12 protein-coding genes are annotated in these 12531 nt (G+C 63.7%); 7 read left to right on the forward strand and 5 right to left on the reverse strand.

From position 1 onward, the window contains the following. The 3 genes from ACVOLR_RS15300 to ACVOLR_RS15310 form a co-directional block, all read left to right on the forward strand. A partial coding sequence (locus ACVOLR_RS15300; RefSeq protein WP_481537188.1) for a hypothetical protein occupies positions 1-186 on the forward strand: 186 nt, incomplete at its 5' end. Between the two features lie 250 nt (positions 187-436). Continuing rightward, on the forward strand, positions 437-817 hold the full coding sequence (locus ACVOLR_RS15305) for an endonuclease domain-containing protein (RefSeq protein WP_481537189.1): 381 nt from the start codon (positions 437-439) through the stop codon (positions 815-817). Position 818: 1 nt separating this feature from the next. Next, positions 819-2456: an NAD+ synthase gene (locus ACVOLR_RS15310; RefSeq protein WP_481537190.1), complete on the forward strand. Its 1638-nt coding sequence runs from the start codon at positions 819-821 to the stop codon at positions 2454-2456. A 545-nt stretch (positions 2457-3001) separates the two neighbouring features. On the opposite strand, the gene ACVOLR_RS15315 is transcribed toward ACVOLR_RS15310, so the two are convergent. Continuing rightward, on the reverse strand, positions 3002-3886 hold the full coding sequence (locus ACVOLR_RS15315) for an outer membrane protein assembly factor BamD (protein WP_481537191.1): 885 nt from the start codon (positions 3884-3886) through the stop codon (positions 3002-3004). A 117-nt stretch (positions 3887-4003) separates the two neighbouring features. On the opposite strand from ACVOLR_RS15315, the gene rluD reads away from it, so the two are divergent. The 4 genes from rluD to ACVOLR_RS15335 are packed head-to-tail and all read left to right on the forward strand — an operon-like array spanning position 4004 to position 6702. Then, positions 4004-4993 (forward strand): 23S rRNA pseudouridine(1911/1915/1917) synthase RluD, encoded by a 990-nt coding sequence (rluD, locus tag ACVOLR_RS15320; protein WP_481537192.1) that lies wholly within the window; start codon positions 4004-4006, stop codon positions 4991-4993. Then, positions 4993-5772 carry a peptidoglycan editing factor PgeF gene (pgeF, locus tag ACVOLR_RS15325; RefSeq protein WP_481537193.1) on the forward strand — a complete coding sequence of 260 codons (780 nt, stop codon included), beginning with the start codon at positions 4993-4995 and terminating at the stop codon, positions 5770-5772. The genes rluD and pgeF overlap by 1 nt, the downstream gene beginning before the upstream one ends. A gap of 2 nt (positions 5773-5774) precedes the next feature. Continuing rightward, positions 5775-6308 carry a DUF4166 domain-containing protein gene (locus ACVOLR_RS15330; protein WP_481537216.1) on the forward strand — a complete coding sequence of 178 codons (534 nt, stop codon included), beginning with the start codon at positions 5775-5777 and terminating at the stop codon, positions 6306-6308. Further along, the gene (locus tag ACVOLR_RS15335; RefSeq protein WP_481537194.1) at positions 6301-6702 is read left to right on the forward strand and encodes a thiol-disulfide oxidoreductase DCC family protein; all 402 of its coding nucleotides are present in this window, start codon (positions 6301-6303) and stop codon (positions 6700-6702) included. Before ACVOLR_RS15330 ends, ACVOLR_RS15335 begins: the two co-directional genes overlap by 8 nt. A 165-nt stretch (positions 6703-6867) precedes the next feature. On the opposite strand, the gene otsA is transcribed toward ACVOLR_RS15335, so the two are convergent. The 4 genes from otsA to ACVOLR_RS15355 all read right to left on the reverse strand — a co-directional run bounded on the left by otsA (position 6868) and on the right by ACVOLR_RS15355 (position 12358). After that, a complete protein-coding gene (gene otsA / locus ACVOLR_RS15340; RefSeq protein ID WP_481537195.1) occupies positions 6868-8235 on the reverse strand; it encodes an alpha,alpha-trehalose-phosphate synthase (UDP-forming) in 1368 nt (455 codons plus the stop codon). Next, positions 8232-10010, reverse strand: a complete 1779-nt coding sequence (locus tag ACVOLR_RS15345; RefSeq protein ID WP_481537196.1) for a glycoside hydrolase family 15 protein — start codon at positions 10008-10010, stop codon at positions 8232-8234. Before ACVOLR_RS15345 ends, otsA begins: the two co-directional genes overlap by 4 nt. A 54-nt stretch (positions 10011-10064) precedes the next feature. Then, entirely contained in the window at positions 10065-10811 is a 747-nt protein-coding gene (gene otsB, locus ACVOLR_RS15350; RefSeq protein ID WP_481537197.1) for a trehalose-phosphatase, read from the reverse strand. A 215-nt stretch (positions 10812-11026) separates the two neighbouring features. Continuing rightward, positions 11027-12358 carry an OmpA family protein gene (locus ACVOLR_RS15355; RefSeq protein ID WP_481537198.1) on the reverse strand — a complete coding sequence of 444 codons (1332 nt, stop codon included), beginning with the start codon at positions 12356-12358 and terminating at the stop codon, positions 11027-11029. Between the last annotated feature and the right edge of the window lie 173 nt (positions 12359-12531).

The following is a 12531-nucleotide window of genomic DNA, read 5'->3' on the forward strand; positions in this document are numbered from 1 at the left end:
GCCAAAGCCACAGCCAAAGCCACAGCCAAAGCCAAAGCCAAAGCCACAGCCAAAGCCACAGCCAAAGCCACAGCCAAAGCCACAGCCAAAGCCAAAGCCAAAGCCACAGCCACAGCCACAGCCACAGCCGAAGCCGAAGCCGAAGCCGAAGCCGAAGCCGAACTTCGGCCCTGGCTCGGGTTTTGAGTCATTGCTTTGGACTTGGCTTTGGCTTTGGCTTTGGCTGTGGCTTTGGTTCTGGCAGTTGCAATTGCTTTCCCCTCTCCCGCCTGCGGGAGAGGGGTAGGGGTGAGGGCAAGCTCTTGCCTTTGCCTGCGCTTTCAGCCGCCTCCCTCGCATCGCAACGAGAGCGGGAATCTCTCCGCTCAATGACCCGATTCCTCCGATTCCAACCGCCGCTCCGTAGCGCAATCGTCTCCCAACCAAGGAGACGCCCATGCGCAAAGGCAGCAAAACCAACAGTGCCCGTGCCCTGCGTCGGCGCATGACAGATGCCGAACTCCGCATCTGGTACTTCCTCAGAGGCCGCCACCTGGTCGGCTTCAAGTTCCGCCGACAACACCCCATCGGCCCTTATGTCGTCGATTTCGTCTGCCTGGCGCACAAGTTGATCGTCGAGCTGGATGGCAGTCAGCACGCAAACGACCCCAATGACCGCCGTCGCGATGCCTTCCTGCATCGCAATGGCTACCGCGTGCTGCGCTTCTGGAATAATGAAGCTCTGAGCCACACCGCCGCAGTCTGCGAAAGCATCCTGCGCGCGGCGTTGGCAACACCAAGCCCCCGCAGGGTGCGGGGCCAAGCAGAAGGTTGTTGATATGTCCGAATCGCTACGCATCGCCCTGGCCCAGTTCGATTTCCCGGTCGGGGACGTGGACGGCAACGCAGGCCGCATCATCGAGCTGATGCAAGAGGCGCGTGACGAATACGGTGCCGACGTGGTGCTGTTCCCGGAGCTGGCCATCAGCGGCTATCCGCCGGAAGACCTGCTGATGCGCCCTGGCTTCCTGCGCAGCTGTGAGCAGGCGTTGGCGCGGGTTGCGGCGGAAGTGCAGGGCATCGTTGCTGTGGTTGGCTGGCCGCAGAGCGCCGGTGCGGTGGTCTACAACGCCGCCAGCGTGCTGCGTGATGGCGCCATCGCCAGCACCTACCGCAAGCGCGAGCTTCCCAACTACGCCGTGTTCGACGAGCGACGCTACTTCGACGTGGACCCGGACGGTGGCAACTGCGTGTTCGAGGTCAACGGCGTGCAGCTCGGCCTGGTGATCTGCGAAGACCTGTGGTTCCCCGAGCCGCTGGCTGCCACCGTCAAGGCCGGCGCCGAACTGGTGCTGGTGCCAAACGCCTCGCCGTACGAGCGCGGCAAGCACGCTCAGCGCGATGCACTGCTGGCTGAGCGCAGCCGCGAGACCGGCGTGGCCATTGCCTACGTCAACACCGTCGGCGGCCAGGATGCGGTGGTGTTCGACGGTGCTTCTGTCGTCGCCGATGGCGATGGCACCGTGCATCCAGCCGCTGTGGCTTTCACCGAAGAAATGCTGGTGGTTGAATACAACGTCGCCGCGCGCAGCTTCATGCCGCTGCGCTGGATTGATGACGGCGATGAGAGCATGGATGCCTTGGCCTGGCGCGCGGTCACCCGCGGCATTCAGGACTACTGTGGCAAGAACGGTTTCAGCAAGGTTTGGTTGGGCCTGTCCGGCGGTATCGATTCGGCGCTGGTGCTGGCGTTGGCGGTGGATGCATTGGGTGCGGATAACGTCACTGCCGTCAGCCTGCCGTCACGCTACACCGCGGATCTGTCCAATGATCTGGCGGTGGAGCAATGCCGCGCGCTGGGCGTGAAGTTGGAGACGGTGCCGATCGAGCCGGCCTTCCAGGGCTTGATGCAGTCGCTGTCGGCCATGTTTGAAGGCCAGGCGGCGGATGTCACCGAAGAGAACCTGCAGTCGCGCAGCCGTGGCGTGATCCTGATGGCCTTGGCCAACAAGTTCGGCGGCCTGCTGCTGACCACCGGCAATAAGAGCGAATACGCGGTCGGTTACGCCACCATCTATGGCGATATGTGCGGTGGCTACGCGCCGTTGAAGGATCTGTACAAGACGGAAGTCTACGGTCTGTCCAAGTGGCGCAATACGGTGGGCGGCGCGCCGGTGATTCCGCCAGCGGTCATCGCTCGTGCGCCCTCGGCCGAGCTGCGTGACAACCAGACCGATCAGGACTCGTTGCCGGCCTACGACGTGCTGGACGGCATCCTGTATCGCTACATCGACCAGGAGCAGTCGCGCGAGGACATCGTCGGTGCCGGTTATGCGCCGGAGGTGGTGGATCGGGTGCTGAAGCTGGTGCGGATCAGTGAATGGAAGCGCCACCAGGCCGCGCCGGGCCCCAAGGTGTCGCGCCGCGCATTTGGTCGCGAGCGCCGCTATCCCATCACCAATGGTTATCGTGGCTGAGTATCTTGCCGATAGGGTGTGCGCAGAAGGGGCCGAAAGGCCCCTTCTGCTTGTATGGCGGTTGATGGGTGAAGGCGGCATCCGGCTGGAGCGCGCTGGCTCGATAGCGGTTCGTCAGCTGGATTGCTCAAGCCAACGAGTTTTCGACAAATTCTCTACATATTGCGAGCGCAAGATGGGGGCACAAGAAAATGCCGGTTCATCTCTCTCTCCTTGCCATCGGTCCGTCGGTGGCATTTTTATTTTGGAAATGAGGGGAGGGGATGTTGGTGGGCCGTCTTTTGGGGGTGCAGGAGCTTTAGAGCTGCCCTCACCCCAACCCCTCTCCCGCGCGCGGGAGAGGGGCTCGCAATGCGAGCGCTCGTAGTGCATTAGCCCCTCTCCCGCTTGCGGGAGAGGGGTTGGGGTGAGGGGAAGCTTCTAGCAAGCAAACCCCAATCAAGTACCAAGCAAGGCTGAAGCCAGGTCCAGGCAAACCCCAAACCCCAGAAACAAGAAAGGGGCCCCAAGGCCCCTTCCTGATCACCAGCAGTTACCGCAGGAGCTTACTTGCCGCGGTTCATCTTGGCGCTGCTCTGGCCGGTGGCCACCGAACGCTCGCCCGCGAACGGGTTCAGCTTGCGGATCATCCACGGGTACTTCGGCCAGTTGCCGGCCAACCACGGATGCTCCGGCTGGTTCAGCTCAAGCACGCGGCGGGCGTCGTCGGCCAGGGTCTTGTTACCCAGATTGGTGTAAGCCTCGCCCAGCAGCGCGACGGCGTCGTACTGGAAGGCGCTCTGCGGGTAGGTCTCCAGCAGGTAGTTGGCGCGGCCAACTACGGACACCCAGGCGCCACGGCGGGCGTAGTACAGGGCATCGTCCAGCTCATGCTGGGCGAAAACGTCGCGCAGTTCGACCATGCGCTGGCGCGCATCGGCGGCATAACGGCTGTTCGGGTAGCGCTCGGTGACGATATTGAAATCGGCATAGGCCTGGCGCGGGGTCGACAGATCGCGGCGGCTCGGGTCCAGCGACCATACGCGGCGCAGGAAAACCGTATCGCGATTGCCGTTGGCAAGACCGCGCAGGTAGTACAGATACGCGATGTTGCGGTGGGTCGGGTAGGTACGGATGAAACGGTCGATGCTCGACACGGCGTCATCGTTCTTGCCGGCCTTGTACTGGGCGTAGGCGCTTTCGATCATCGCCTGCTCGGTGTACGGGCCATACGGATACTGCGCAATCAGGCGCTTGAAGCTGGTTTCGGCGCCGGACCAGTTGCCGCCCTCCATCAGCTTGTGGCTCTTTTCAAACAGTTGTTCGACCGGCGCGCCTTCGTCGGCGTCCTTCTTGGCGCCGCGATGGCAGCCAGTGGCGACGAAGACCAAAACCAGCAACAGGGCGGTGAGGCGGACGGGCGCGGACAGCAGCGAAGAGCGTCGGATCATGGGTTCAGGGCAGGACGCGGCAGGAATACGAAGGGGCGATGATAGCCTAGTGGCCTGTCCTGCGACTGACTGTTGTCGTCAGGACCCCATAATTTCGTCTACAGCCGGTCTTTACCCATGTCCGAGAACACCTCTTCCAGCCCGCGCCACGCGCAGGTTCCCGATTCCGCCGCCGGTCGTCGCTTCGACGCGGTCCTGGCCGAATTGTTCCCCGAATTCTCCCGTTCGCGCCTGACCGAATGGATCAAATCCGGCGCAGTTCTGCTCGATGGCGAGCCCGTCCGCCCGCGCGATCCGGTCCGCGGTGGCGAAATCGCCACCCTGAATGCGGTGCTGGAGGTCGAAGTCCACGCCCTGCCGGAGGACATCCCCTTGTCGGTCCTGTACGAGGACGAACATGTGTTCGTGATCGACAAGCCGGCCGGGCTGGTGGTTCACCCGGGCGCCGGGAACCCGACCGGCACCCTGCTCAACGCGCTGCTGTTCCGTGATCCTGAGATCGCCAAGGTGCCGCGCGCAGGCGTGGTCCACCGTCTGGACAAGGACACCAGCGGCGTCATGGTGGTGGCCCGTACCGTGCAGGCGCAGACCGCGTTGGTCGAGCAGCTTTCCGCGCGCGAAGTGCATCGCCAGTACCTGGCCGTGGTGGTTGGCGCGCTGGTCTCCGGCGGCACCGCTGACGCCCCGATCGACCGCCATGCCCGCGACCGCCTGAAAATGGGCGTGCGCGAGGACGGCAAGGAAGCGGTGACCCATTACCGCCTGCGCGAGCGCTTCCGTGCCCATACCGCGCTGGAATGCCGCCTGGAAACCGGTCGTACCCACCAGATCCGCGTGCACATGGCGCATCTCAAGCACGCCATCGTCGGTGATCCGCTGTACGGCGGCTCGCTGAAGCTGCCCAAGGGCGCCACCGACGAGCTGGTCGCGGCACTGCGCGGTTTCAAGCGTCAGGCACTGCACGCCGAAACCCTGGAGTTCACGCATCCGATCACCGGCGAGAGCATCAGCAACACCGCGCCAGTCCCGGCCGATCTGCAGGCGCTGATGAAGGCGCTGCGTGAGGACTCCAAGGCCTTCGCCGACCGCGAGCGAGGCCGCTGGTAATGGCGGAGGCGAGTCCGCTGTGGCTGGCTGATTGGCCCGCGCCCCCGGGGGTGCGGGCCTTCACCACGATGCGCCATGGCGCCGGCGGCTCGCAGCCCCCGTTTGACAGTTTCAACCTGGGTAACCGGACCGCCGCCGATGGCGACGATCCGGCCCAGGTGCAGCGCAACCGCGACGAACTGCAGCAGCTGGCGAAGCTGCCATCGGCTGCGCACTGGCTACGCCAGGTGCACAGCAGCGTGGCTCTGCGTTTCGACGCGCCAGCGCAGGCACAAGGACTGGACGCCGAACCGACCGCCGATGCCTCGGTGACCTCGGTACCGGGCGTGGTGCTGGCCATCCTCACTGCGGACTGCCTGCCGGTGGTGTTCGCTGCCCGCGACGGCAGTGAAGTGGCGGCAGCCCATGCCGGCTGGGGCGGATTGGCGCGCGGCATGCTGGAAAACACCCTGGTCGCCATGCACACGCCCGCTGAGGCGCTGGTAGCGTGGATAGGCCCTGCGGCTGGTCCTGCCCTGTACGAGGTCGGCGTGGACGTGCGCGAGGCCTTCCTGGCGCATTCCAGCGCCGCTGAAAGCCACTTCGTATCTACCCGGCCCGGCCACTGGAAGGTGGACCTGCCCGGGCTGGCACGGCAGCGGTTGGTGGCTGCAGGCATGCAGCCGGCGGCAATCCACGGCGGCGACCTGTGCACCATGGCCGATCCGCAGCGCTGGTTCTCGCACCGTCGCGACCGTCGCAGCGGCCGTATCGCCACCCTGGTGTGGATGGAACCATGAGCTTGCCGTTGTTTGCGCAGGTGCTGGGCCCTGCGTTCGAACAGCTGGCCCCGCAGGTACGCGCGCTGCACTCGATTCCCACGCGTGAGCGCTGGAGCGGGCAGGGCGAGGTGCTGCGCGGTACCCATTGGCTCGTAGCGCCCTGCGCCTGGTTGGCACGGCTGCCGCCGACTTCAAGCGTGCCGGTAACGGTGGAATTCGTGATCGATACGGCCGGAGAACGTTGGAACCGACGGTTTGGTTCCGCGCGCATGGGCTCCCGGCTATGGCAGCGCGATGGGCGGCTGTTCGAGCAGTTGGGCGCGGTGCGTTTCCGATTTGGACTACGCGAAGAAGCCGGCCAGATCCTGTGGCGGGCCGAGCGAGCCTGGGCCTTCGGTGTGTTGCCGTTGCCGACGCGCTGGTTTGCGCAGGTGCAATGCCGCGAGCGTGAGCAGGCCGGGCGCTATGAATTCCTGGTGGACGTGTCGATGCCGCTGATCGGGCGTCTGATCCGTTACGAAGGCTGGTTGTTGCCGGAGCCGGTGCATGGCTGAGCCGGCGGTGATCGTGTTTGATGGCGTCTGCGCGCTGTGCAGCCGTTGGGTGCGCTTCCTGCTGCGATTTGATCGGTCAGGGCGCTACCGGTTCGCGGCGATGCAGGGCGGGCAGGGGCGCGCTTTGTTGGCCGCGCATGGGCTGGACCCGGACGATCCCTTGTCCTTCCTGCTGGTGGCTGACGGAGTGGCGTATACCGACACTGACGCGATTCTGCGGGTGGTGACTGGTTTGGGTGGAGCTTGGCGTCTGGCTGGGCTTGCGCGGGTGTTGCCGGCTTCGCTGCGGGACCCTGCGTATCGCTGGCTGGCGCGGAACCGGTACCGCTGGTTTGGGCGGCATGAGAGCTGTTTTCTGCCGACGGCGGAGCAGCGCGGGCGGTTTTTGGATTGAGTGCTTTGGTTTGGGGTTTACGGGCTAGAAGCTTCCCCTCACCCCAGCCCCTCTCCCGCCAGCGGGAGAGGGGCTCGCATTGCTTGCGCTCGTAGTGCACTAGCCCCTCTCCCGTATACGGGAGAGGGGTTGGGGTGAGGGCAAGCTCTTGCCTCCGCTCCAGCCCTAAACCCCCTCCAGCGCCAACAGATAATCCCTCCGCCAACGATGGATATCATGCGCACGCAGGTGCTCCATCATCGCCCGCCAACGCTCTATACGCTCGCTGCGATGCATGTTCGCCGCCGTCGCAATCGCATCGGCCACACCATCCAGGTCATGCGGATTGACCAGCAGCGCCTGCTTCAATTCATCCGCAGCACCGGCCAACAACGACAACACCAACATGCCCGGGTTTTCAGGATCCTGTGCAGCGATGTATTCCTTGGCTACCAGGTTCATACCATCGCGCAAAGGCGTCACCAAACCTACCGCTGCCTGCCGATAAAAGCCGGTCAGCGTGCTGTGCGCGTAGTTCTGGTTGACGTAACGCAGCGGCGTCCAATCGGCCTCGGCATGGCCGCCGTTGATATGCCCGGCTAGCCGCTCCAGATCACTGCGCAGCTTGCGGTACTCGTTGACGCTGCCGCGCGATACCGGCGCGATCTGCAGGAAGGTCATATCGCCTTTCTGCTGCGGATAGCGCTGCAGATAGCGCTCAAAACCATGGAAGCGCTCCGGCAGGCCCTTGGAGTAATCCAGTCGGTCCACGCCAATCGCCAGCTTGCGGTGCTGCAGGCTCTGCCGCAGATCGCGCACCGGCTTGTTGCTGGCCGCGCTGCGGGCCTGTCGCGCGATGTGCTCGGTATCGATGCCGATCGGGAACGCCGAGGTGCGCACGCGGCGGCCGTCCGGTGCCTTGATCCAGTCGTTGTCGATCAGCGTGCCGCCGCCGAACAGGCGCACATAGGATTGAAACCGATCAACATCGCGGCGAGTCTGGAAACCGAGCAGATCGTACGAATACAGCGCTGAGAACAGCGAGCGATGGTCCGGCAGGGCCTGGATGAGGTCGGCCGACGGCACCGGTACATGCAGGAAAAAACCAATTCGACAGCCGACACCGCGCTCGCGCAGCAAAGCGGCCAGTGGAATCAGATGGTAGTCGTGGATCCACACCGTATCGTCGTCGCGCAGTAACGGTGCCAGCGTATCGGCGAACAGCCTGTTTACCTTCCAATAGCCTTCGCGCTTGCGCCGGTCGTAGTCGACCAGGTCCAGGCGGAAATGCAGCAGCGGCCACAAGGCGCGGTTGGAAAAACCGTTGTAGTAGTTGTCCAGATCGGTTTTGGACAGATCCATCGTCAAGTAGCGGATCGGGCCGTCCTGCGCTTCGTGCAGGGCACCGCTATCGACACTGACGCTGCGCCCGCTCCAGCCGAACCATAGCCCGCCACGCTCGCTCAATGCCGCCAGCAGGCCGGTTGCCAGCCCGCCAGCGCGGTTCTCGCCAGGTAACGCCACCCGGTTGGAGACGACAACCAGTCGGCTCACGACGCTTCCTGCCAGCTGCGCGACAAGCGCATCGCCGCGATCACCAAGCCCACATGCGAGTAGGTCTGCGGGAAATTGCCCCAGGCCTTGCCATCGAAGCTGAGGTCTTCGGAAAGCAGACCCAGATGATTGCGCTGCTGCAGCAGGATCTCGAACATCTCGCGCGCCTCGTCCATGCGCCCGATTGCGGCCAGCGCATCGATGTACCAGAACGTGCAGATGGTGAAGCTGGTTTCTGGTGTGCCAAAGTCATCCGGGGCGGTATAGCGATACAAGGCGTTGCCATGCTTCAGGTCACGGCCGATGGCCTCGACCGTGGCGATGAAGCGCGCGTCGCCAGCATCGATGAAGCCGATATCGGCCAGCAGCAGCAAGGACGCATCAAGCCGATGACCACCGAAGGTATCGGTGAAGTGGCCGAGTTGCTCGCTCCAGGATTCATGCATGATCCGTGTGTGGATCTGGTCGGCACGTTCGCGCCAGTAGATGGCGCGGCCATCGAGTTTCAAGCGGGTTGCAATTTTTGACAGGCGATCACAGGCGGCCCAGCACATGGCGCTGGTATAGGTATGCACCTCGGTGCGACCACGGAATTCCCATAGCCCAGCATCCGGTACGTCATGCAGGGCGAAGGCCTGCTCGCCCAAAGGCTCCAGCCGCGCGAAGGTGTGCGCATCGCCCGGGTCCTGCAGGCGTTGATCGAAGAACAACTGGGTGGAAGCCAGTACCACGCTGCCATAGACATCGTGCTGGCGTTGCACCCAGGCCAGATTGCCGCGGCGTACCGGGCCCATGCCGTTGTAGCCGGACAGCGAGGCGACTTCTTCCTCATCGAGCTTGGCTTCGAAGCCGATGCCATACAGCGGCTGCAGGCTGCCGTCGCTGCTGGCCAGGTTGAAGATGTAGCCCAGGAACTGCTCCATGGTGCGGGTGGCGCCGAGCCGGTTGAGTGCGCGCACCACAAAGGCGGCATCACGCAGCCAGCAATAGCGGTAATCCCAGTTGCGGCTGCTGCCGGGTGCTTCCGGGATTGAGGTGGTCATCGCCGCGATGATGGCGCCGCTGTCCTCGTACTGGCACAGCTTCAAGGTGATGGCGCTGCGGATCACCGCCTCCTGCCATTCCAATGGTACCGACAAATAGCGCACCCATTCGCGCCAATAGCTGCGGGTACGTTGCATGGCTTCCTGCACGTAGCCGCTGAGCGAGCGGTTGAGTGATTCGTCCACGCCCAGCACCAGATGCACGCGGTGATTGAGCACGAAGGGCAGGGCATCGCGGACGAAACGCACCGGAACGTCGGTGGTCAGGCGCAGTACCAGATCCGGCAACAGCCAACGGATGTGATTGCTGCCCCAGGTGGTTTCCGGCTGGCGCGCGCCCCAGTCGGCCAGCGGCCGTGCGCGCACGATGATGCGTGGATTTCCGGACAGCGGGGTGACCTGACGGATAAGGCTGACCGGCCGATAGAAGCGGTCGTTCTGGCGCCAACGCGGGGCAAAATCGATGATTTCCACCGCGCCGCCATGGGTGTCGCGCAGCACCGTGCGCAAGATGGCGGTGTTGGTCAGGTAGGACTGCTCGCTGTCGAGGAAGTCCTCCAGCTCGATGCCGAAGTCACCGCCGGGGTGTTGGTTGGGGCCGAGCAGGGCGCAGAAGGCCGGGTCGCCATCGAAGCTGGGTAGGCAGCTCCAGACCACGCGCGCCTGCTTGTCTATCAGCGCACCGAAACTGCCATTGCCAACTACGCCAAGATCGAGGGTGGCGTCTTGCATTGCATTCTCCTTGTTGCGCGAGCGCCGCTGGCGCCGCTGTTTCCTCCGGGTGGGTCAGGTAATGGCTGCGCGCAGCCAAGCGTGTACGGACGTGATGTCGGGCAGCGTTGCAGCGGCCAGGCTGTCGCTGCGTTGGCCGACAAGTACGCCAATGCCTTTGAGTTGCTGAGCGGCCTGGAAGCCGTGTTCGTCGGTGAGATCGTCGCCGATGAAAATCGGACGCCGGCCTTGGAAAGGCGGCAGTTGCATCAGCTGCTGCAGGGCGCGGCCCTTGTCATGGCCGCTGCCGACGAACTCGATCACGTGGTTGCCTGGTTGCAGGCGCACGTCATGCAGTTGGGGCAGTTGTGCGTTTGCGAACGCAATCACGGCCGCGCCAGCATCCGGCGCATTGCGCCAGTGCAGGGCCAGCGCTTGGCCCTTGTTTTCGATCATGACGCCGGGATGGACGTGTGCCAGTTGCATCGCGCGCTGGTGCAGTGTGTGCAACCAACCTGCGGTGTCTGTCTGGGCGAACTCTGCATCGACGGCAGTGAGCAATTGCGCGCCGTGCAGGCCAGCCATGGGCAGGCGCAATGGCGCGAACATCGCCTGCAGCTGGCTGACGGGGCGGCCACTGAGCAGCGCCAGCGCGCCACCCAGACGTTGCTGCACGCCGGCCAGCAGCGCGAGCAGGGACGGGTCGGGCGCTACCTTGTCCGGATGGTCGGCAAAGGCGAGCAGGGTGCCATCTACGTCGAGAAACAGTGCGTCGTCGTCTGCCAGCGCCGGAGGGGGCGGTCGCTGTTGGTCATCAAGCATGTGGCCACTATGCCGCAGCGGTTGTTACAGGAAGGTCATTTGGGGTGATTGGGTTTTGCTCTACGTGCTTTCAGAGCGCCCTCACCCCAACCCCTCTCCCGCAGGCGGGAGAGGGGCTAGTGCACTACGAGTGCTAGCGATGCGAGCCCCTCTCCCGCGCGCGGGAGAGGGGTTGGGGTGAGGGCAAGCTTCTGCTCTTCACCCAATGCACAACATCACTTGGTAACCGCAAACTCGATCCGGCGGTTCTGCGCACGACCCTCTTCAGTGTCATTGCTTGCACGCGGCTTTTCCTGGCCATAGCCCTTGGCGCTGAGCGTATCTGCAGCAACACCCAGCTCAGCCAGCTTGGCGACAACCGCATCCGCACGTTGCTGACTCAAGGTGACATTGGCAGCAGCATCACCGGTATTGTCGGTATGCCCGCCGACCTCGATTTTGGTGCCTGCAGGTGCCTGCTTGATCGCATTCGCCGCGCTGGTCAGAGTCTCCAGACTGTCGCGGGTGATGGTGGCCGAACCTGTGTCGAAGTAGATGTTCATCAGGTTCAGTGCTTTGACGAGATCATCACCGCTGAAGCCGGCCTTGAGTCCAGACAATGCCGCCGCCGCACGATCCCACAGACCACTGATCTCGAAGCCTCCGAACAGGCTGCGCAGCTTGTCACTGACAGTGAAACGATCCGCTTCGGACAGTCCGCTGGTGTCGATGTTGAGTTTGTCACCATCAAAACCGAACTTCAGACCCTTGGCTTTCAGCTCCGGCAGCGCTGCGATCAGCTTGTCCAGCCAACCAGCCGGCAAGGTTGCCGGATCAACGGTGATGTTGCCCGACAGATTGCCTTCACCGAAGTTGGCTTTCAGCGCATCCCACAGACGGGTCTTGTCGGCTTCGTTGGCAACCTGGCCGCTGACCGTTACCTTGCCGTCCACATTCTCAAACCCGAAGCGTGGATTGGCTTGCGCCACCGGTGCAGCAGGCTGCGTGCTGGCTGCCGGTTGCATCGGTGCCGGGGCAACGACTTCTTCCTTCTTGCAGCTGCGGAACAGCAGGAACGCTGCAAGCAGCAGGATCAGTGGGAGCAGCCATTTCCAGAGGCCACCTGAAGCTTTTGCCGGTACGGTGCCACCGCCGCTATAGCCGGCGGTTGGCGTTGCGGTACCGAACCAACGCTCGTAGTCGGCCGGGCGCGAGGTGGGGATCTTGCCGCCTGGGGTGAGCTGGCCGACTATTTTCGGCAGCAACCACGCACCGGCCATGTTGACTGCCGCTGCGGGAATGCCGAGTTTGCTGGCAATGCCGCTGGCCAGGTTCTGGCCGAAGCCGGCACTGAACTGGTCTGGTTGCAGTACGTTGTCGCCGGGCGTGGAGCCTATCCACGAAGAGAGCAGGCCATCCAGGCCGGCATCGGTAAAGCGTTTCTGCAGGCCGGCGAAGCCGCCGTTGGCAGGATCGAAGATGACATCGACAAGCTGGCGCACGAGGCGCCCTGCGTTGTCGCCGAGATGAAAGCGGCTTGCCGCTTCGCGAATCAACGACTCGAACATATACGCCTCCGCAAGGGATGAACCGGGCTGGAATGAGCCGGCAGGCGTAAGGAGCGCCTAGCGCTGTTAAAGCTGGATGAATTCGGGGGTTTTTGGTTCTTTAGCTAGAAGCTTCCCCTCACCCCAACCCCTCTCCCGTGAACGGGAGAGGGGCTCGGATCGCGTCGGCTCGT

Source organism: Stenotrophomonas sp. STEN030 (assembly GCF_056759995.1).